Raw genomic sequence first — 19,381 nt, 5'->3', positions numbered from 1 at the left:
GTTTAGGCGGAGATCCTATCGAATTGCAGCTTCCATACGGTATCGATGTCCATGGTGTGGCTTGCGAGCCGGAAATCGTCGTCTGCGGCCTCGATAGCGCGGATGGCGCTTTCCAACGGGTAGTTCGGGTTCGCGGTGACGGTGAACGTGACGGTCGGGCGTTGGCCGACCATAGCGACGCGGCTGTCGGCGCGTTGGACTTCGTCGAGACGCTGGATGGTGTTGCAGGCTGCCTCGGCGACGCGCTGAACGTTGATTACCGTGTCACCGTGCGCGGCATCGGCTGGCACGATGTTGCCGTTGGAGAACGCGCGGGAGCGTAGATTTGCAAGCAAGATCCACAATCCCAACACGGCCAGGACAATAGCGGCGGCGATAAGCGCCTTGGTATACCAGTCCTCGTAGGCGAGGTACGTCACGCGGCTGCGGTCGATGTCGCGGAGGAAATCGCTCAGGTACGGGATTTCCCAGTACTCCGCAATGGGGAATAGGGCCACAACGACCATCAACAGGCCGAGCAGGAACGTGACCAGACGGTTGAAGAAGCTCAATGTTTTGGTCATCGGTGCACCTCCGGGGGACGGACGTCGGACACTTCGGGCGTCGACTGCGCCGTGGTGGTGACTTGTGCCTGAGGCGTTTCCTTAGGCAACACCTTCACGGACACCGCAGGAGGCGCGGCGAGGCTCTTGAGCTCGCTGTTGAGCGATTGCGTGATGCGTTCTTGCATTGCGGGGCCGGAGCCGTCGTCGACAACCTGTACCTTGACCGACTTGCGGGTCGCCTTGGAGCGTACTTGCTCGCCACCGAGGTCGCTGTGAACCGTGTTGGTGGACTTTCGTGCCACATCGACGGGACGGGTCCAGATAGACACTGGGGAGTTCACTCGGACAAACCGGTGCGGGCGGGGTTTGAGCGCAACCACGATGAGCACAAGGCCGACCAAGGCCAGCAGGCACGCAATGATGACGGCGGGGATCTCTGTGGTGAACGAGCCGAGGAACTCAAACGCGCGACCAAACCAGGACTGCTCGGGTGATTCCGACTCGTAGGTGTAGTACCAGAGGTCACGCGCGCCGACACCCGCTAAAGCGATGAGGAGCAGGCTGATGAGGACTGCGATCCAGCGCGATGCAGGGGTGCCTAGCGGTTCGTCGCCGGGGTGTGGCCCGACTGGGCGGGCGCTAGTTGGTTCGGTCATAGTACTTCACCACCGGTTCTATCGTGATCTGCTGAAGTGGCTTCGGCTGTGGGGCCTGTGGGATGACCACGGGCTTCGGAGCCGGGCCGCGCGGGCTTGTTGGGCGCGCACTGGGCTGGATTGTCACCGGCTTGAGCGGCTGCCTATCTACGGTGATATCGCGCAACGGTCGCTGCCACGGCACCTCAACCGGCCGCATGTGCCCGAACGCCTTGACAGCGATCGGGGCGAGGGGCTGCAACGCTGGCAGCGACGGGGCGCGCAGAGCCACGGGCATGGGCGTCTCTGGGGCGAACGGCTCGAGTGGCTCGGGCACGTCAACGCCAGAAACGGTGACCGGTTTGGGCGGTTTCGGGGTTCGCACGCTTGGGGGAGTTGGTGTGGTGACGGCACGCATGTCGTCGACAAGCGATCGCGCTTCGATCGGCGCCAGTTCCTCGCGCTCGTTGGTCACGGGGTGCGTGATCTCGGTGGGAGAAACCTGGATGGGCTCTGGGATGATGAAAGCATCGTGGGTCGCAACATCGTCCCAGGTCACGCGGGAACCATCGTCGAGCGATTCGACGTTGGCAACGGTGACGTTGACGCGGGAGACATCCATCCCTGCGAGGGTGCGGATGTGGGCGATGATGGTGGCGCGCACAGCGTCCGTAATCGCCGCGACGGGCGCGGGGTAGGACGTGGCAATCTCGGCATCGATGGCGACAAGGCCCGTCGTGCGGTCGATGTGTGCCTCGATGCGCGGAAGGCTGCGGCCCGCCAGGCCCGCCAATTTCGCGTCGATGTTGCGGGATCCCGGCACTGTTGAGGCCGCCACTTCCGCCACGCGCTCGATGGTGCGTTCGCTGACGTGGTAGAAGGAAGTGTCCATCAGCTATTGCTCCGGCCGGTTCCGTTGCCGATGATGCTGGCTAGGTCGAGGCGGCCGTCGAGTTGGGCGCCTACTACGCCGCCGAGGATGGTAAACAGCAGCAGCCAGAGTAGGCCGGCCCAGCCACCGAATGTGACGAAGAAGGCAACGATGACGCCGATGATGACGCCGGTCAGTGCCTTGTTGGCAAAGAGATTCATTGTTAAACCACGTTTCGGGTTGTTGTGTGAGGTGCGGGGGCGTAGCCCGTGTTGCTGCTATTGCGCATCGCCGGCGATGACGTCCACGAACTCGGCGTCCGAAGCGCTCAGTGCTGCGGCGCGTACGTCTTCGGCGACCTCGTGGACGTTGCGTCCTGAGGCGACGTCGAAGGTGAAGTGGACTTCGAGGCCTGCTTTGCCGTTGCGTGAGACAGATCGGATGCCTTCGATGCGTTGGTGCGGCAAGTAGGTTGCGATTTCGCCGAGTCGGCCGCCGTAGAGTTTTGCTACTCCGTTGACGGCGAGTGTGGCGTCGCGGACGCCCTCCGCAACCTCTCGGGTAACGGGGGTGTTGGCCATGATTACTGGATCTGCTGGTTTACAGACTGGTTGACTGCCTGGTAGTTGCCGTCGTCGTAGTTCTCACCTGCGGTCTCCTGCTCCGGCAGGTTGACGTCGTGGACGGTGACATCGACGCGGTCGACGATCAGGCCGGTCATGCGGGTGATGGCGACGGTGATGTTTTCGCGAATGGCGTTTGCAAGCTCGTGGATGGCGACACCGTACTCGGCGATGATGGCAACTGCGACGGATGCGTGGCCGTCCTCGACTGCCACGTTGACGCCCTGCTGGACGTTGGTGGAGGAAGTCAGGGACTCGCGGACTGCGCCCCACATGCGGGCTGCGCCGCCGCCGAGGTTGTGGACGCCGGAGACTTCGCGTGCTGCGATGCCGGCGATCTTGCCAACAACGTTGTCGTCGATAACAGTGCTGCCGTGCTCGGTTTCGAGGTTTTCGTTGCGCGGGCGCTGCTTCTCGGTCTCGGTTGCGGTCGAGGTGGTTGCTGGGGTGTTCTTTGCAGTGTTGTTTGCGTTCTGGTCGGCCATGACGGTCCTTTCAACTGTGATGTTCATGTTCCGAGTGCGCCTATATAGATGACGCGCACGGTATGGGAACAAGGGTACACAGGTTGTCGTCGTCAAGCGGGCTTGCGTTGGTAGCGACCTTGTGTTTTAATACGCAGGTTGCCTTGACATGGGTTGACGGAAGTCGGCCGGTGGCTCGGCAAACATGACACCTTCCAGTCGGAAGACCGGTGAAGGGGCCATGGCAAATAAACAGCGGCAGTACGCGAGGGTCACGCACCCTTCCGTGTCTGATACCCGGGCATATTGCTTGTCGACGATGACGTGTCGGCCAACAACGTGCCTTGGCGGAAGCACTGAGCGTCGGCGCGTTTATTGCGCAGGTCTCAACTTCCGGATGTGTCATGACAGTCAGAAAAGACACTGGCGTTGAGCCAAGGGCCCAGCCCGGACAACGTTATAGAGAAACTAGAAGCTACAAACCCCACCGCTTCTCTCTCGTTTCACTTCGTTCAACTTCGAGCGAAGCGAGAGTTGAACGTGGGGATGCGAGGAAGAGGTAAGCGTGGCGGGACAGAAGATCCGCATCAGGCTGAAGGCCTACGATCACGAGGCGATCGACGCATCCGCGAAGAAGATCGTCGAGACGGTCACCCGTACGGGTGCCCGCGTCGTCGGCCCGGTGCCGTTGCCAACCCAGAAGAACGTGTACGCCGTGATTCGTTCTCCCCACAAGTACAAGGATTCTCGCGAGCACTTCGAGATGCGCACTCACAAGCGCCTCATCGACATTCTCGACCCGACGCCGAAGACGGTAGACGCGCTTATGCGCATTGATCTGCCGGCCAGCGTCGACGTGAACATCCAGTAGAGCAATCCCCAACGTAAGTAGTGGAGAACTAACACATGTCTGACAACCAGATCAAGGGCATTCTGGGCAAGAAGCTCGGCATGACCCAGATCTTCGACGAGGAGAACCGCGTTATCCCGGTTACCGTCGTCGAGGCTGGGCCGTGCGTTGTCACCCAGATCCGTACCCCTGAGACCGATGGCTACTCCGCCATCCAGATCGCTTACGGCGACATCGATCCCCGTAAGGCTAAGAAGCCGCAGGCTGGCCACTTCAAGAAGGCTGGCGTCAACCCGCGTCGCTACGTTGCTGAGATCCGCATGGACGACACCTCGGGCTACGAGCTCGGCCAGGAGTTCAATGCAACGATCTTCGAAGGCGACACCTTCGTCGACGTCGCAGGCACCACCAAGGGCCACGGCTACGCCGGTGCCATGAAGCGCCACGGCTTTGCCGGCCAGGGTGCTTCCCACGGTAACCAGGCTGCCCACCGTCGTGTGGGTTCCATCGGCGCCTGCGCGACCCCGGGTCGCGTGTTCAAGGGCACCCGTATGGCTGGCCGCATGGGCGGTAACCGCGTTACCACCCAGAACCTGAAGATTCAACGCATCGACGGCGACAACAACCTCATCCTGATCAAGGGCGCCATCCCTGGCGCAAAGGGTTCCGTTGTTACCGTCAAGACCGCAGTGAAGGGCGGTGCTCACGCATGACGAAGCTGACGCTTGACGTCCACACCGCAGACGGAGCTACCAAGGGTTCCGTCGACCTGCCGGCCGAGTACTTCGACCGCGAGGTATCCGTGGCACTCATGCACCAGGTTGTGAATGCACAGCTTGCTGCTAAGCGCCAGGGCACCCACGCAACGAAGACCCGCGGCATGGTTTCCGGCGGCGGCAAGAAGCCGTTCCGCCAGAAGGGCACCGGTCGCGCCCGTCAGGGTTCGATCCGTGCTCCGCACTACACCGGTGGTGGCATTGTGCATGGTCCGCAGCCGCGTTCCTACGCACAGCGCACCCCAAAGAAGATGATCAAGGCTGCCCTCGCTGGCGCTTTGACCAACCGTGCGCAGAACGAGCGCATCCACATCGTGGAGGATCTCGTCCCGGGCCAGACCCCGTCGACGAAGTCCGCTCGTGCATTCATCGAGCGCCTCACCGACCGCAAGTCGGTCCTGCTGGTGATCGGCCGTGATGATCAGAATTCCCGTCTCTCCGCAAGGAACCTGCCGGGCGTCCAGATCATTGAGCCGGCTCAGCTGAACACCTACGACGTCCTCAACGCTGATGACGTTGTGTTCTCGGTCGAGGCACTCCACACCTTCATCAACCGCGGCGCAGCTGTTGCCGCCGCTGCGGAGGAGGAGAAGTAAATGGCAAAGATCGCTAACCCGCGCGACATCATCATCGCCCCGGTGCTCTCTGAGAAGAGCTACGGCCTGATGGAGCAGAACACGTACACCTTCTACGTGTCCCCGTCCGCGAACAAGACCCAGATCAAGATTGCCGTGGAAGAGATTTTCGGCGTCGACGTCGCTTCGGTGAACACCGTCAACCGTGAGGGCAAGCGCAAGCGCTCCCGCACCGGTTTCGGTAAGCGTAAGGACACCAAGCGCGCCTACGTCACTCTCCGCGAGGGCAGCGACTCCATCGACATCTTCGGCGGTGCGACCGCGTAACCCGCGGCTCGCTGAAGAGACGATAGAAAAGGAACCACTATGGCTATTCGTAAGTACAAGCCGACAACTCCGGGTCGCCGTGCCAGCTCCGTGTCCGCGTTCGACGAGATCACTCGTTCGACCCCGGAAAAGACGCTGCTGCGCCCGCTCCCGAAGAAGGGTGGCCGTAACACCCACGGCCACATCACCACTCGTCACCGCGGCGGCGGCCACAAGCGTCGCTACCGTGTGATCGACTTCCGCCGCTCCGACAAGGACGGCGTGCTGGCAAAGGTTGCTCACATCGAGTACGACCCGAACCGCACCGCGAACATCGCACTGCTGCACTACTACGACGGTGAGAAGCGCTACATCATCGCCCCGAAGGGCCTGAAGCAGGGCACCATCGTCGAGGCTGGTCCGAACGCGGACATCAAGGTTGGCAACAACCTGCCGCTGCGCAACATCCCGACCGGTACGACCATCCACGCTGTGGAGCTCAAGCCGGGCGCAGGCGCAAAGCTGGCTCGTTCCGCTGGCGCGTCCATCCAGCTGCTGGGTAAGGAAGGCAACTACGCAGTTTTGCGTATGCCGTCTTCCGAAATCCGCCGCGTGGACATCCGCTGCCGTGCAACTGTTGGTGAGGTCGGCAACGCTGACCAGATCAACATCCGTTGGGGCAAGGCTGGTCGTATGCGCTGGAAGGGCTGGCGCCCGACCGTGCGTGGTGTGGTTATGAACCCGGTCGACCACCCGCACGGTGGTGGCGAGGGCAAGACCTCCGGTGGTCGTCACCCGGTCTCGCCGTGGGGCCAGAAGGAAGGCCGCACCCGCAACCCGAACCGCTATTCCAACAACATGATCGTGCGACGTCGTCGCTCGAAGAAGCGCTAAGAGGAGGTAAACAGACATGCCACGTAGCCTTAAGAAGGGCCCGTTCGTCGACGAGCACCTCCTCAACAAGGTGGATGCTCAGAACGAGGCAGGCACCAAGCAGGTCATCAAGACCTGGTCGCGCCGTTCGACCATTCTCCCCGATTTCATCGGTCACACTTTCGCCGTCCACGACGGTCGTAAGCACGTGCCGGTGTTCGTGGACGAGTCCATGGTTGGCCACAAGCTCGGCGAGTTTGCACCGACCAAGACCTTTAAGGGTCACGTCAAGGAACAGAAGGGACGTCGATAAGCAATGGCTGACACCATCACCACTGCATCCGCGACTGCCAAGTTCGTTCGCGTCTCTCCGATGAAGGCACGCCGCGTGCTTGCTCTCATCCGCAACAAGTCGGTTGCTGAGGCACTCGCCATCCTGAAGTACGCCCGCAGGGTGCGTCCAAGGACGTTGCAAAGGTTGTTGCTTCCGCAGCAGCCAACGCGGAGAACAACTTCGGCCTGGATCCGCGCACGCTCGTCATTGCCGAGTGCTACGCAAACGAGGGCCCGACCATGCGTCGTTTCCAGCCGCGTGCACAGGGTCGCGCATTCCAGATCCGGAAGCGCACCTCTCACATCACCGTTGTTGTCGAGTCCAAGGAAGGGGCCAAGTAATGGGCCAGAAGATTCACCCACACGGCCTGCGCCTGGGTATCACTTCCGACTGGAAGTCCCACTGGTACGCCGACAAGAACTACGCCGAGTACGTCGCTGAGGACATCAAGGTCCGCGAGTGGCTCGAGAAGAACCTCGAGCGCGCTGGCATCTCCGATGTTGTCATCGAGCGCACCCGCGACCGCGTCCGTGTGGACATCCACACCGCACGTCCGGGCATTGTCATCGGCCGTCGCGGCGCTGAGGCTGACCGTATTCGCCGTGAGCTGGAGAAGCTGACCGGCAAGATGGTTGCACTGAACATCCTCGAGGTGAAGAACGTCGATGCAGACGCCACCCTGGTTGCTCAGTCCATCGCCGAGCAGCTGGTCAACCGTGTCGCGTTCCGTCGCGCCATGCGTAAGGCCATCCAGTCCGCTATGCGTAACCCGCAGGTCAAGGGCATCAAGGTTATGACGTCCGGCCGTCTCGGCGGCGCGGAAATGTCCCGTGTCGAGCGCTACCACGAGGGTCGCGTTCCGCTGCACACGCTGCGCGCGGAGATCGACTACGGCACTGCAGAAGCACACACCACCTTCGGCGTCATTGGCGTCAAGGTGTGGATCTACAAGGGCGACGTCGTCGGTGGCGTCCGCGAGTCTGAGCTCAATGCACCGAGCAACGATCGTCGTGGACGTGGCGACCGTCGCCCGCGCCGCGGCGGCCAGCGTCGCCGGGCGGCAGAGCAGAAGAAGGAGGGCTAATTCATGCTCATCCCTAAGCGCGTGAAATACCGCCGCCAGCACCGCCCGACCCGTTCTGGCGTGTCCAAGGGTGGCAACCAGATCAACTTCGGCGACTACGGCCTGCAGGCCCTCGAGCCGGCGTACATCACGAACCGCCAGATCGAGTCTGCCCGTATTGCTATCAACCGCCACGTCAAGCGTGGTGGCAAGGTCTGGATCAACATCTTCCCGGATCGTCCGCTGACCCAGAAGCCGCTCGGCGTGCGTATGGGTTCCGGTAAGGGCCCGGTGGAGAAGTGGGTGGCCAACGTCAAGCCTGGCCGCATCCTGTTCGAAATGTCCTACCCCAACGAGGAAACTGCCATTGAGGCGCTGCGCCGTGCAGGCGCGAAGCTGCCGTGCAAGGTCCGCGTCATCAAGAAGGAGGACCAGTTCTAATGGCTAACGGTACCCCCGCATCTGAGTTCCGCGAGCTCAACGACGACGAGCTGAAGGGCCGCCTCAACGAGGCGAAGGAAGAGCTGTTCAACCTGCGCTTCCAGCTTGCAACCGGCCAGCTGACCAACAACCGCCGCATCTCCACCGTGAAGCGCGACATCGCTCGCATCTACACGGTGCTGCGCGAGCGTGAGCTTGGTCTGTCCGTCGTCCCGGAGTCCACGGGAGCTGAGGCATAACCATGAGTGAGGCAAACGTGACTGAGAACACCAAGGACAAGGCCGTGCAGAAGCGCCGCCGTGGCTACGTCGTGTCCGACAAGATGGACAAGACGATCGTCGTCGAGGTTGAGGACCGCAAGTCCCACGCCCTCTACGGCAAGATCGTGCGTACCACGAAGCGCGTCAAGGCTCACGACGAGAACAACACCGCTGGTGTTGGCGATCTCGTCCACATCGAGGAGACGCGTCCGCTGTCGAAGGACAAGCACTTCCGTCTCGTCGACATCATCGAGAAGGCTCGCTAAAAGCTAGTCGCTTCTCGACGACTCCACCGCCCCGGGTTGGCTACCAACCCGGGGCGGTTTTTGCGTTTTCAACTTTTTCTGCGCCCTTACACAAGGGTACGATTTCCCGCATGTGTGGAATCGTTGGATATGTAGGCGCAAACGCGACAACGCGTGACGCGAAAGACGTAATCATCGATGGTCTTCGCCGCCTCGAATACCGCGGGTACGACTCCGCAGGTGTTGCGGTGGTGAACGACCAGTCGATCGAATGCCGGAAGAAGGCCGGCAAGGTAGCGGATCTCGAAGCGGAGATTGCTAACAACCCCATCGCAGCATCGAACCTGGGCATCGGGCATACCCGGTGGGCGACCCACGGCGGTCCGACGGATGCGAATGCTCACCCGCATGTGGTGGGAGATGGCCGTATGGCAGTGGTGCACAACGGCATCATCGAAAACTTTTCGCATTTGAAGGCTGAGCTCGCAGAGAAGGGCTACACCTTCAAGTCTGAAACCGATACTGAGGTTGCTGGCACGCTGCTGCTGGATATCTACAACACGGAAGCGGACGGGGATCTGACCCGTGCGATGCAGTTGGCAGCGAACCGTCTGGAGGGCGCGTTCACCCTGCTCGCCATCCACCCGGACCATCCAGACCGCATTGTTGCGGCGCGTTGGAACTCCCCGCTGGTGATCGGTGTAGGCGAGGGCGAGAACTTCCTGAGCTCCGACGTCGCTGGCTTCATTGAGTTCACCCGTGACGCGGTGGAGATGGACAACGGCCAGATTGTGACGTTGACGGCTGATGGCTACGACGTGATTGACTTCGACGGCACCCCCGCCGAGGCGAAGCCGTTCAAGGTTGAGTGGGATGTCACCGCTGCGGAGAAGGGTGGCTACAACTCCTTCATGGAAAAGGAGATCCATGATCAGCCGGGTGCTGTCCGCGACACGCTTTACGGTCGCTTCGACGAAGACGGCAAGTTGATGTTGGACGAGTTGCGTATCGACGAATCCGTGCTGCGCTCCATCAACAAAATCATCATCGTCGCTTGCGGTACTGCGTCGTACGCGGGCCAGGTGGCGCGTTACGCCATCGAACACTGGTGCCGTATCCCGACGGAAGTGGAGCTCGCCCACGAGTTCCGCTACCGCGACCCGATTGTCAACGAGCAGACTCTCGTCGTTGCCGTTTCCCAGTCCGGAGAGACCATGGACACGCTGATGGCTGTCCGTCACGCACGTGAGCAGGGCGCGAAGGTCGTCGCTATCTGCAACACCGTGGGCTCCTCGATCCCGCGTGAGGCGGATGCGTCGCTGTACACCTACGCAGGCCCGGAGATCGCTGTGGCGTCGACGAAGGCGTTCATCTCCCAGATTGTCGCGGCGTACCTGCTGGCGCTGTACCTGGCGCAGGTGCGTGGCAACAAGTACGCCGATGAGATCCGTCAGATCATCGGCGAGCTGGAGCTGATGCCGGAGAAGATCCAGCGCGTGCTGGACAACGAAAACCAGGTCAAGCAGTTGGGCCAGGATATGGCGGATGCAAAGTCCGTGCTCTTCCTTGGCCGTCACGTCGGCTTCCCGGTCGCCCTCGAGGGCGCGCTGAAGCTCAAGGAGGTTGCTTATTTGCACTCCGAGGGCTTCGCTGCAGGCGAGTTGAAGCACGGCCCGATCGCGCTGGTCGAGGAAGGCCAGCCGGTGTTCGTCATCGTGCCGTCGAAGAAGTCGCGCCACAACCTGCACGCCAAGGTCGTCTCCAACATCCAAGAGGTGCGCGCCCGTGGTGCCGTGACCATCGTGATCGCGGAAGAAGGCGACACGGATGTGGAGCAGTTTGCCAACCACATCATCCGCATCCCGGAGTCCCCGGGCCTGCTGCAGCCACTCTTGGCGACGATCCCGTTGCAGATCTTCGCCTGCGCCGTCGCAGAAGCACGCGGCCTGAACGTGGACCAGCCGCGTAACCTGGCCAAGTCCGTCACGGTGGAGTAGAAGCTACCGACCGCGCCAGGGCGCCCCGGGATTGGCGCTGCGGTATTTCATCATCTGGTGGAAGATCTCCGCAGCACCAGCCCGCTGCCCCTGTGTCGCGCTGAGCGTACCCGTGTTGTCAGGCAATGCGTCAAGCGCGAATACTCCCGGGGTGAGAACCTCTGCTAGAAATGAGGGGCAGCCGTCGCTGCGCCGACGTAGCGGGCGGCGTGGGCTTCTGCGGCGTCGATGCGTGTCCAGTCGACTGCCCAACCGGAGGTGCGCAGCATCTGATCGAAGAAAAAGCGTTGGGTCCGCGAATTACCGTCCCGGAACGGATGCACGATTGTCAATTCGCTCCAGTGATCCGCGACGGTGTTTACCGCAGCAGACTTGTCATCGGAGGAGACCGGCAGTTTCGCGATCCGGCCCATCACTCGGTCGAGTTCAGCCTCAACGTATCGCGCTCGACACATCGCCATGCCCATCGCACCAACTTCCTCGGTGCGGATCTGGCCCGCCCAGGGGTAAATGTCCTACATGAGGTAATGGTGTGTGGACTGCAGAGATTCACGTGTGAATTCGGTCAGCAGTGGACCGTTTTCGAGCTCGCCGAGTCGTTGAGGCGCGAGGTTGCCAGCGATGCGGTCCAGCACAACCGGGTCTGTTAGCCCGAATAGGTTTTCCGGGGCCTCGTTGCTTCGTCGTGCCATGGTGTTTAGGCAGCTCCGGTGATACGTTGCCGCAGTTCACGTGCACGAGGCGTGTTTCCCAGGCCTTCCCTTTCGAGCACCTGTAGCACGGCCTCGTCGGCCGAGATATCTCCTCGCAGCTGTCGTCGCAGAAGCGCCTCGTCCTCTGCGGACATGGGTTGGCCCGCCATGATCATCGAGGCATTCACGGCGGCGACCTTCTGATCTTCGTTGCGCGGGTCAGTCATGCAGGTGATTCTAGCGGTTCGGCGAGGCGGTAGAGCTGGTGGAAGTGGTGCACCGGCCCGTGGCCCTGGCCCACCTCGAGGTCGTCGGCGTGGGCGATGGCTTCGTGGAGCCAGGCGGAAGCCCACTCGACGGCGGCGGGGGCGTCGTCGAGAACAAGCCGGGTTGCAAGGGCTGCGGAGAGAGAACAGCCGGTGCCGTGGGTGTTTTTTGTGCGCACGCGGGGCACGTCCGCGATGTGGGTGTCGCCGTCGGGGGTGATCAGCGCGTTGGAGGCGTGGTCGCCGGTGAGGTGCCCGCCTTTGACCAGGACGGACACGTTCGCATCTGCTGCGTATCGACGACCCTGGGAAACCGCTTCGTCGAATGTGGTGGCGGGGGTGTCGTCGCAAAGCACTGCGAGCTCGGGGATGTTCGGGGTGACCACGGTGGCGTGCTCACGAACGAGGGTGCGCAGGGCGTCTTCGGCATCCTCGGTGAGGAGGCGATCGCCGGAGGTGGCGACCATGACGGGATCGACAACAACGACGGGGACCGGGTGCTGAGCGAGGAATGCGGAGACAGTGCGGGTTGTGGCTGCGTCGCCGAGCATGCCGATCTTGACGGCGTCCACGGTGACGTCGTCGAACACCGAATCCAACTGCGCGCGCAAGAACGACTGGGGTGGGGTGTGGATCTCGCGCACACCTTGTGTGTTCTGGGCGACCAGCGCGGTGACCACGCACATGCCGTAGCCACCTGCGGCGGCGATGGACTTCAGATCAGCTTGAATGCCGGCACCGCCTGTGGGGTCGGTGCCGGCAATGGAGAGAACTCTTGGGATGCGTGCCATAGGCACTGACGCTACCCGGAACTACCCAGCGGCGAGGGCGATGCGCTCGGCAAAACGGGAATAGTCCTCGCGGATGGCCAACAGCGGCTGGGACACAGCAGTTTCGGAGGCTGCGGCCACCTCTTTTTGGATGGCGTTGCGGGTGCGTCGCTTCACCCCAGAGCCCAGCACGCCGCCGAAGGCCGCGGATATCAATCCGATGATTACACCGGTGAGTAAGCCAGCCATGATCAGCAGGGTAGGAATCGGCCAGCCTTCCACATCCGGCACCAGGTCGGTGCCCAGCAGCGGTGTGAGCACGCCCGGGACGAAGGCGACCAGCAGGTACCACAGCACACCAACCAGGGCGGCGAGCAGCGCAAACCACTGGAAGATGGTCAGCACTGCCCACCCCTTGGACGGCTCCGCGGGCAGTTTCGCACGGGCCACAGCGCGATCCAGTTCGGCGGGAAGGCCGGTGGAGATCTCCTCGGAACGATCCGCCACGGCAGCAGCCCACTCGTGGGGCAGGCCAGCGCCGACGGCGGTGGCGTAGTTGCGCAGGCCGGAGTTGGCCACGGCTTTCGAGGCGGCGTCGAGTTCCGGCATGGAGGTGCGGTGCACGCCCAGTTCGTCGGCATCCTCGCGCAGCCCTAAGCGACGAAGCGGGTCGGGTTTGAAGCGGGTGATCCAGGAAGTGAGCAGCCAGCCGGTGCGTTGGCGCAGGCGTTTGCGGTAGGCGGCAGCGGTGATGCCCGCGATGCGTTCTGCACCCGCGGCCTTGGTCAGTGCGGTGTCGAGGTCGCGTTTGGCGTGCTTGTCCACACCACCGGCACCCTTCGTTCCGGCGTATGGGGCGGCAACGGAGGCGATGTCGGCCTCGATGCGGGCAGTCTGCGCATTGTGGGCCTTTGCCACGCGCGCGATCGCGCCGCGCAGGTCTTCGATACCAGCGCCGGTCAGGGTGGAGGTGGGGATGACGTGGACGTTGGTCAGGCCGTCGTCGCGAAGCAAGCCCGCATAAGAGCCAGCTACGGTGTCCACGTCGCGCTCCGCCAAAAGGTCGGCTTTGTTCAGCACTGCCAGTGTGACCGCGGAGTGGTTCGCGTGCGGGCGGATGAACTGGTCATGGATGACACTGTCGGCGTACTTCTCGGGGTCGGACACCCACACGAGCACGTCGACCTGGCCGGCGAGGCGTTCGGCGATGACGCGGTTGGAGGCCTCTACCGAGTCGAAGTCGGGAAGATCCAGCAGGATCAGCGGGCCAGCATTTTTGGCAAACTCGCCTTGGCGCTCGCGGCGGTCTTCCACGCCGAGCCAGCCCAGGAGTTCCTCAGAGCCTTCCGGCTGCCAGATTGCGGCCAGGGGAGAGGACGTGGTTGGGCGGCGCGCCGCTGCTTTGCCCAGGTCCTCGCCGACAACGGCGTTGAACAGCGAGGTTTTACCGGAACCGGTCGCGCCGAAAAAGCCCACGACGGTGTGCTCGGCGGACAGGGCGCGACGCTCGGCGCCAGCCTTGGCCACGCGTTCTAGGCGTTCGCGTTGCTCGCCGGACAGGTACGGTGCACCAATTTCGGCAGCGTCCTCGAGCGCGCTCAGCCGTTTGCTCAGCCCAATCTTTTTGCTAAACAGCGCCATTGTCGGACCCCTTTCGGAAGTTGCCGCGAAGCTGGTCAAACAGGCCACGCAGGGCGCTGTTGTTCAGGTCGTCGTTGGGGGTGTCGTCGATACGCGCAGGCACTTGCTTGTCGACGACCCCCAGCAGCTTCGCATCCACCGCCCGGCGAGCCTGCTGGGAGGCATCGCGGATCTGCTCGGCCGTTGCGCCCTCGAGCAACGGGTCGGTGAACACGTGGTAGCGGTCGCGCTCGGCAGCAAAGAGTCCACCAAGGCGCTCGTTGAGGTCGTTGCGGGCCTGAGTGACCATGCGGCGCACCGTGTCTTCGCCGAAGATGGTCTCCAAAAGTTTCTGGCCAAGTACCGCAGAACCGCCCGCGATGGCCACCTCGCCGCCAGTCAAACCTGCGGTGGAGGCGAACACTGTAAGCATGAGTGCCACGGTGACCACGTTGAGCCCAAAGGACATGAGACGGGCGCGCTGACGCTTATCGCCAGCAGTGTCCTGGATGTGTCCGACGAGTTCTTGCTGCCAGTCTCGCACCAGTTTCGCCGCCTGTTCGGAAATGTCGGCGCTGGCGCGTGCGAGAGCCGGATCGGCGTCGGTGCGCAGCTCAGGAGCGACCGCGCCGGTATGCGCCCAGGCGCGCGATGCTGCGGATTCGGCAGCATCGACGATGACTGCGTGCAGACCGGACTCGATCTCGGTCTCCACCTCACGCAGGGGAGCGGGCTGACCGGTGAAGAAACTGCCCACCTTATCTATTGCGCTGCTGAACCAGCGCTCGAATCCACGGAACACGTCAGAGGTACCGATGACGTCCTGCCAGCGGTCCATGACCTCGGAGCGCAGCAACTGTCCGTCGGAAGTCGCGTCGATGACCTGACGGTTGGCGGTGGTGTAAAACTCGTGGATCGATGCGTCGAGCTGGTTGGCAAACGCCTCCTGACGCTCACGGCGGCCGACCAAGGTATCCACTCGATCAAGCGCAGTCTGAACCGCGCCGGCCACAGTCTTGCCAGCCACGTCGCGCCGGGCGACGGTGTCCTCGGCGAGTGTGGTCAGGTAATCGCGCAGTGAAGCGACAAGGTCTTCGGCGAGAAACTCCCCGGACTCTCCAGACTTCTCCGCGCCAAGGTCCGCGACGAACGGCACAGTAAAGACTGTTGCGTCGTGCAAGCCAGCCTCATTCATCATGCGGCGCAGATCGTCCGGCACGGTTTCGGCTGCCTTCTCGTCCAGACGGTTGAGTACCACCACAACTTCGATGCCGCGGCCAGCGGCGTCGTGGAGGAAGTTCCACACAAGTTGATCGGCGTAGCGCGCCGGGGTGGTGACGAACACCCACAGATCCGCAGCCGCAAGGAGCTGACTTGCCAGGGCGCGGTTTTTGTCGTCGATGGAGTCGAAATCGGGGGCGTCGAGAAGCGCAAGGCCCTCGGGCACGCTTTGCGTATCCACGACTCGAAGTGTCGTCGATTGCTCGTTGCCCGCGCCGTGCGAGCGCGTCAGGCCGGGGAGAACCTGTGGGGAGTTAAACCAATCAGCATCCGCGGGGTTTGCCACAAGCACAGGTTGCCGGGTGGTGGGGCGGATAACACCTGGGTTGGAAACCCGCTCGCGCAGCAATGCATTGACAAGCGTGGACTTACCAGAGCCGGTGGAGCCGCCGATCACGGCGAGCAGCGGCGCGTCCAGGTTGGCGAGGCGGGGCAGGACATAGTCGTCGAGCTGGTTGACAATTGCGCGGGCCTCTGGGGCTGCATCAATAGGTAAGGCAGTGTCCGCGAGGGCATCGCGAACACTGCGAACAGCTTCGAGGACGTCAGGTGTCTGGGTACTCACCCGTCTCATTTTGGCAGAGACACCCAGGGTGAGGGGAGTTAGTCCTTGTTGGTTAGTCCTTGTAACCGGTCTTGGTCAGGTTCAGCCATCCGTAGAGGCCGCCCATGATGAACCCGCCGCCGACGAAGTTGCCCAGCCAGACGACCACCCAGTTGCGGATGACGTTCCAGTTGGTGAAGCCCTCGATCGTCTCCGGGCCGAGCGTAAACCCGCCCAGGCTGGTGAGGATGAAGTTCGCGATGGAGTGCTCGTAGCTCATGGTGGCAAACGACGGGATGATCAGGATGACCCCCCACAGCTTCGCGCTGAAGTCCTTGCCGGCCTGGGTGGCCAGCATGAAGGCGATGTTGACCACGACGTTTGCCAGGATCGCTTCAACGAACAGGGTGGAACTGGATTTTTGCAGCTTGGCGACGAGCAAATCGTGGAGGAATCCGTCCACCTCGACCATCTGGCCCATGGTGGTCCGGGAAATCAGCCATGAAATCGCCACTGCACCAATGAGGTTGAACACGGTGACAAAGAAGACGAGGAGGAACCCGCGGGTGATGGTGTTGAGCCTATGGATGGCGCCATAGGTCATGAACATCATGTCACCTGTGGCGAGTTCGCCTTGCAAGACGATGATGATGTACAGCGTTGACGCGAAGATGGCACCGAAGGCGTATTTGCCCCAGCCGGGGGCGTAGCCGTCGAGTAGTTGTGCCGTGGATGCGGCGAATGCCGTCATGATGCCCAGGTACACGCCCGCGAGTACGGAACGCGTGGCAAATCGGGCAGGTTCTGTCGAGAACAGATCGACCTTATTCTTGATTGCCTCGGGGGCGGCTTCGTAGAAACTCACGCCCTCCAATGTACAAGAGGTACTACCTTAAACGGAAATGTGGTAATACCTATTCGGCGATTGGAAAGCTTTGGAAAATCGTGAAAGAAAATGAGAATTCTGCCAAAAACTGTAAAACGTCACGGTAATGTTCGGTGGGCAAGGTCGTTCAAGCTGCGGCCGATGCCTACCGTTTATTAAGAAAATTGGAGATTCACATGAAGCTTCGTCGTCTTGTTGCTGCGGCGGCCGTTGCAACCACCGTTGCTGTTGCTGCTCCGGCTGCTACCGCTCAGCCTGCTCCGGAACCGCTGAACCGTGTTCTGTACGAGATTTACAAGGTCGGTGGCTGGGAAGCCCAGAACATCATTCTGCTGCCGGCAGCGCTTTCTTCGCTGAACGTTGTCATCTCGATCATTCAGTCCATCGTCACTGCTGCTAAGTAAGCCGCGACACGTACACACCTCTCCTGAAAGGAAACGAACATGAAGTTCCGTCGTCTCGCCGCTGTTGCTCTTGCGGCATCTGTTGCAATCGGTGCTGGTGCTCCTGTCGCTGAGGCTGCTACCTACCCGGAGCCGCTCAACCAGGTCATCAATGAGATGCGCGCTCTCGGTGGCCCGCTGGCCCCGAACCTGCTGCTGGTTCCAGCTGCCCTGTCCTCCGTGGGCTGGATCATCACCATCCTGTCGCTCACTGGTGTGCTCGGCCTCGGCGCTGTTGCTGCCAGCGCCGCTTAACATTGCGCTAACGCTGCGGCACACTCATCGTCTCACCCCTAACTTTCGGGGTGGGGCGATTTTTGTTTCTTCAGACGACACGATTTAGCGGCAATTTGGGGGATCGGCGCTGCTCATGGTTAAATACTCCAGTTGTCTACTGCTGGTCGGGCGTGACACGCGTTTCCGAGTGAAGCGTCCGAGACCCTTCGACCAGACTGCGCTCTCCTCGTGTGCGAGGGACGAGCGCACGAGGTTCGTCGATAAGCAATAGGCCGCAAGAACATTGACCACGTGCGTTCAGGACGGAAATCTGGCGCACATTGACCCAGGTCAGGAGACCAACTGTGATTCAGAAGGAATCGCGTCTGAAGGTCGCCGACAACACGGGTGCACGCGAACTGCTGTGCATCCGCGTTCTCGGCGGTTCCGTTCGACGCTTCGCCGGCATCGGCGACACGATCGTCGCCACCGTGAAGGAAGCTGCCCCGGGCGGCAACGTCAAGGAAGGCGAGGTCGTTAAGGCTGTCATCGTCCGTGCGAAGAAGGAGACCCGTCGTCCGGACGGCTCCTACATCTCGTTCGACGAGAACGCTGCTGTCGTCATCAAGAACGACACCGAGCCGCGCGGTACCCGCATCTTCGGCCCGGTTGCTCGTGAGCTCCGCGACAAGCGCTTCATGAAGATTGTGTCTCTCGCACCGGAGGTGATCTAAGTATGAAGATCAAGAAGGGCGATATGGTGCAGGTCATCGCCGGCAAGGATAAGGGTGCTCAGGGTCGCGTCATTGAGGCGTACCCGCAGCGCGACAAGGTCCTCGTCGAGGGTGTTAACCGCATCAAGAAGCACGTCGCAAACTCCTACAACGAGCGCGGCGCCGAGTCCGGCGGCATCGTCAGCCAGGAAGCTCCGATCCACGTGTCCAATGTGATGATCCTGGACTCCGACGGCAAGCCGACCCGCGTGGGCTACCGCTTCGACGAGAACGGCAAGAAGGTCCGCGTGGCTAAGTCGAACGGGAAGGACATCTAATGGCTGAGAACATTCAGAACTACACCCCGCGCCTGAAGTCCCGCTACCAGGACGAGATCCGCACCAAGCTGAACGAGCAGTTCAACTACGACAACGTCATGCAGATCCCGGGCCTGACCAAGATTGTTGTGAACATGGGTGTGGGCGACGCTGCCCGCGACTCCAAGGTGATCAACGGCGCACTCGAGGACCTCACCGCGATCACCGGCCAGAAGCCGCAGCTGCGTCGCGCGAAGAAGTCCATCGCTAACTTCAAGCTCCGTGAGGGCATGCCGATCGGCGCAAAGGTCACCCTGCGCGGCGACCGTATGTGGGAGTTCCTCGACCGTATGCTGACGGTTGCTCTCCCGCGTATTCGCGACTTCCGTGGCCTGAACGACAAGCAGTTCGACGGCAACGGTAACTACACCTTCGGCCTGTCCGAGCAGACCATGTTCTACGAAATCGACATCGACAAGATCGATCGCGTTCGCGGCATGGACATCACGCTCGTGACCACCGCTGGTAGCGACGACGAGGGTCGCGCACTGCTGACGCACCTCGGCTTCCCGTTCGCTGACAAGGACGGCAAGATGAAGCGCGCATAAGCGTTCACTTGACGACGATACCCCTGCACCCGGTTTTTATACCGCGGTCGCAGGGGTTTTGTCGTATTGGAAAAGCATGAAAGAAAGCTTGCGTGAAGCTGGCTATGGGTGGTTATGATGTCCGCTGTATTAAATACATTGTTTGGCATCCATAATAGGGGAACCCC

General features: G+C 61.8%; 28 protein-coding genes and 2 pseudogenes. 17 read left to right on the top strand and 13 right to left on the bottom strand.

The window, feature by feature from the left end:
- Positions 1-2: 2 nt before the first annotated feature.
- Genes HMPREF2690_RS09415 through HMPREF2690_RS09390 form a run of 6 tightly spaced genes read right to left on the bottom strand, consistent with a single transcriptional unit; the run spans position 3 to position 3,186 of the window.
- Positions 3-563: a hypothetical protein gene (locus HMPREF2690_RS09415; RefSeq protein ID WP_070422707.1), complete on the bottom strand. Its 561-nt coding sequence runs from the start codon at positions 561-563 to the stop codon at positions 3-5.
- The gene (locus HMPREF2690_RS09410) at positions 560-1,201 is read right to left on the bottom strand and encodes an Asp23/Gls24 family envelope stress response protein (RefSeq protein ID WP_070820730.1); all 642 of its coding nucleotides are present in this window, start codon (positions 1,199-1,201) and stop codon (positions 560-562) included. Before HMPREF2690_RS09410 ends, HMPREF2690_RS09415 begins: the two co-directional genes overlap by 4 nt.
- The gene (locus tag HMPREF2690_RS09405; protein WP_070450619.1) at positions 1,185-2,072 is read right to left on the bottom strand and encodes an Asp23/Gls24 family envelope stress response protein; all 888 of its coding nucleotides are present in this window, start codon (positions 2,070-2,072) and stop codon (positions 1,185-1,187) included. Before HMPREF2690_RS09405 ends, HMPREF2690_RS09410 begins: the two co-directional genes overlap by 17 nt.
- The gene (locus HMPREF2690_RS09400; protein WP_070422710.1) at positions 2,072-2,272 is read right to left on the bottom strand and encodes a hypothetical protein; all 201 of its coding nucleotides are present in this window, start codon (positions 2,270-2,272) and stop codon (positions 2,072-2,074) included. Before HMPREF2690_RS09400 ends, HMPREF2690_RS09405 begins: the two co-directional genes overlap by 1 nt.
- Positions 2,273-2,329: 57 nt before the next feature.
- Positions 2,330-2,632, bottom strand: coding sequence for a hypothetical protein (locus HMPREF2690_RS09395; protein WP_070820729.1), 303 nt, complete (start codon positions 2,630-2,632; stop codon positions 2,330-2,332).
- Positions 2,633-2,634: 2 nt separating this feature from the next.
- Entirely contained in the window at positions 2,635-3,186 is a 552-nt protein-coding gene (locus tag HMPREF2690_RS09390; protein ID WP_246819540.1) for an Asp23/Gls24 family envelope stress response protein, read from the bottom strand.
- A gap of 517 nt (positions 3,187-3,703) precedes the next feature.
- Here HMPREF2690_RS09390 and rpsJ point away from each other — a divergent pair.
- From rpsJ to glmS, 12 genes and pseudogenes are all read left to right on the top strand, one after another.
- Complete coding sequence (gene rpsJ / locus HMPREF2690_RS09385; protein WP_034997227.1) at positions 3,704-4,009, top strand: 30S ribosomal protein S10; 306 nt, start codon at positions 3,704-3,706, stop codon at positions 4,007-4,009.
- 35 nt (positions 4,010-4,044) lie between these two features.
- On the top strand, positions 4,045-4,701 hold the full coding sequence (gene rplC / locus HMPREF2690_RS09380) for a 50S ribosomal protein L3 (protein WP_070422712.1): 657 nt from the start codon (positions 4,045-4,047) through the stop codon (positions 4,699-4,701).
- The gene (rplD, locus tag HMPREF2690_RS09375; protein ID WP_070450615.1) at positions 4,698-5,360 is read left to right on the top strand and encodes a 50S ribosomal protein L4; all 663 of its coding nucleotides are present in this window, start codon (positions 4,698-4,700) and stop codon (positions 5,358-5,360) included. Before rplC ends, rplD begins: the two co-directional genes overlap by 4 nt.
- The gene (gene rplW / locus HMPREF2690_RS09370) at positions 5,361-5,666 is read left to right on the top strand and encodes a 50S ribosomal protein L23 (protein WP_070422714.1); all 306 of its coding nucleotides are present in this window, start codon (positions 5,361-5,363) and stop codon (positions 5,664-5,666) included.
- Between the two features lie 39 nt (positions 5,667-5,705).
- On the top strand, positions 5,706-6,539 hold the full coding sequence (gene rplB / locus HMPREF2690_RS09365) for a 50S ribosomal protein L2 (protein WP_070422715.1): 834 nt from the start codon (positions 5,706-5,708) through the stop codon (positions 6,537-6,539).
- Positions 6,540-6,555: 16 nt separating this feature from the next.
- Entirely contained in the window at positions 6,556-6,831 is a 276-nt protein-coding gene (rpsS, locus tag HMPREF2690_RS09360; protein ID WP_018017481.1) for a 30S ribosomal protein S19, read from the top strand.
- Positions 6,832-6,834: 3 nt separating this feature from the next.
- Positions 6,835-7,193 (top strand): annotated as a pseudogene (rplV, locus tag HMPREF2690_RS09355) (50S ribosomal protein L22).
- The gene (gene rpsC / locus HMPREF2690_RS09350) at positions 7,193-7,936 is read left to right on the top strand and encodes a 30S ribosomal protein S3 (protein WP_070422717.1); all 744 of its coding nucleotides are present in this window, start codon (positions 7,193-7,195) and stop codon (positions 7,934-7,936) included. The pseudogene rplV and the gene rpsC overlap by 1 nt, the downstream one beginning before the upstream one ends.
- A 3-nt stretch (positions 7,937-7,939) precedes the next feature.
- On the top strand, positions 7,940-8,356 hold the full coding sequence (gene rplP / locus HMPREF2690_RS09345; protein ID WP_070422718.1) for a 50S ribosomal protein L16: 417 nt from the start codon (positions 7,940-7,942) through the stop codon (positions 8,354-8,356).
- Positions 8,356-8,595 (top strand): 50S ribosomal protein L29, encoded by a 240-nt coding sequence (gene rpmC, locus HMPREF2690_RS09340; RefSeq protein ID WP_070422719.1) that lies wholly within the window; start codon positions 8,356-8,358, stop codon positions 8,593-8,595. Before rplP ends, rpmC begins: the two co-directional genes overlap by 1 nt.
- Positions 8,596-8,597: 2 nt before the next feature.
- Positions 8,598-8,882, top strand: coding sequence for a 30S ribosomal protein S17 (rpsQ, locus tag HMPREF2690_RS09335; RefSeq protein WP_070422720.1), 285 nt, complete (start codon positions 8,598-8,600; stop codon positions 8,880-8,882).
- Positions 8,883-8,992: 110 nt separating this feature from the next.
- Entirely contained in the window at positions 8,993-10,858 is a 1,866-nt protein-coding gene (gene glmS / locus HMPREF2690_RS09330) for a glutamine--fructose-6-phosphate transaminase (isomerizing) (RefSeq protein WP_070570620.1), read from the top strand.
- A gap of 164 nt (positions 10,859-11,022) precedes the next feature.
- Here glmS and HMPREF2690_RS12415 read toward each other — a convergent pair whose 3' ends face one another.
- The 7 genes and pseudogenes from HMPREF2690_RS12415 to HMPREF2690_RS09300 form a co-directional block, all read right to left on the bottom strand.
- Positions 11,023-11,370, bottom strand: a complete 348-nt coding sequence (locus HMPREF2690_RS12415; RefSeq protein WP_371326026.1) for a Fic family protein — start codon at positions 11,368-11,370, stop codon at positions 11,023-11,025.
- Positions 11,371-11,373: 3 nt separating this feature from the next.
- Complete coding sequence (locus HMPREF2690_RS12410; RefSeq protein ID WP_244268673.1) at positions 11,374-11,550, bottom strand: hypothetical protein; 177 nt, start codon at positions 11,548-11,550, stop codon at positions 11,374-11,376.
- Between the two features lie 5 nt (positions 11,551-11,555).
- The gene (locus tag HMPREF2690_RS09320; RefSeq protein WP_070422723.1) at positions 11,556-11,777 is read right to left on the bottom strand and encodes an antitoxin VbhA family protein; all 222 of its coding nucleotides are present in this window, start codon (positions 11,775-11,777) and stop codon (positions 11,556-11,558) included.
- Positions 11,778-11,797: 20 nt separating this feature from the next.
- Positions 11,798-12,607: pseudogene (gene thiD, locus HMPREF2690_RS09315) on the bottom strand (bifunctional hydroxymethylpyrimidine kinase/phosphomethylpyrimidine kinase); the annotation flags it as partial.
- Positions 12,608-12,628: 21 nt separating this feature from the next.
- Positions 12,629-14,227: a GTPase gene (locus HMPREF2690_RS09310; RefSeq protein WP_210384755.1), complete on the bottom strand. Its 1,599-nt coding sequence runs from the start codon at positions 14,225-14,227 to the stop codon at positions 12,629-12,631.
- Positions 14,214-16,052 carry a GTPase gene (locus tag HMPREF2690_RS09305; RefSeq protein ID WP_224213076.1) on the bottom strand — a complete coding sequence of 613 codons (1,839 nt, stop codon included), beginning with the start codon at positions 16,050-16,052 and terminating at the stop codon, positions 14,214-14,216. The genes HMPREF2690_RS09310 and HMPREF2690_RS09305 overlap by 14 nt, the downstream gene beginning before the upstream one ends.
- Positions 16,053-16,104: 52 nt before the next feature.
- The gene (locus HMPREF2690_RS09300) at positions 16,105-16,896 is read right to left on the bottom strand and encodes a formate/nitrite transporter family protein (protein ID WP_070422867.1); all 792 of its coding nucleotides are present in this window, start codon (positions 16,894-16,896) and stop codon (positions 16,105-16,107) included.
- 197 nt (positions 16,897-17,093) lie between these two features.
- Between HMPREF2690_RS09300 and HMPREF2690_RS09295 the strand changes: the two genes are divergently transcribed.
- From HMPREF2690_RS09295 to rplE, 5 genes are all read left to right on the top strand, one after another.
- Entirely contained in the window at positions 17,094-17,321 is a 228-nt protein-coding gene (locus HMPREF2690_RS09295; protein ID WP_070482515.1) for a hypothetical protein, read from the top strand.
- Positions 17,322-17,360: 39 nt separating this feature from the next.
- Positions 17,361-17,615 carry a hypothetical protein gene (locus HMPREF2690_RS09290; RefSeq protein WP_070820725.1) on the top strand — a complete coding sequence of 85 codons (255 nt, stop codon included), beginning with the start codon at positions 17,361-17,363 and terminating at the stop codon, positions 17,613-17,615.
- Between the two features lie 326 nt (positions 17,616-17,941).
- A complete protein-coding gene (rplN, locus tag HMPREF2690_RS09285) occupies positions 17,942-18,310 on the top strand; it encodes a 50S ribosomal protein L14 (RefSeq protein WP_070422727.1) in 369 nt (122 codons plus the stop codon).
- 2 nt (positions 18,311-18,312) lie between these two features.
- Positions 18,313-18,627 (top strand): 50S ribosomal protein L24, encoded by a 315-nt coding sequence (gene rplX, locus HMPREF2690_RS09280; RefSeq protein ID WP_070422728.1) that lies wholly within the window; start codon positions 18,313-18,315, stop codon positions 18,625-18,627.
- The gene (rplE, locus tag HMPREF2690_RS09275) at positions 18,627-19,214 is read left to right on the top strand and encodes a 50S ribosomal protein L5 (RefSeq protein ID WP_070422729.1); all 588 of its coding nucleotides are present in this window, start codon (positions 18,627-18,629) and stop codon (positions 19,212-19,214) included. Before rplX ends, rplE begins: the two co-directional genes overlap by 1 nt.
- Positions 19,215-19,381: the final 167 nt, after the last annotated feature.

The sequence above is a fragment of the Corynebacterium sp. HMSC034E11 genome (assembly GCF_001835905.1).
In the GTDB taxonomy this organism is placed as follows: domain Bacteria; phylum Actinomycetota; class Actinomycetes; order Mycobacteriales; family Mycobacteriaceae; genus Corynebacterium; species Corynebacterium coyleae.
Note: the sequence above shows the minus strand (reverse complement) of the source record. Positions and strands in the feature narration are given on the sequence as shown.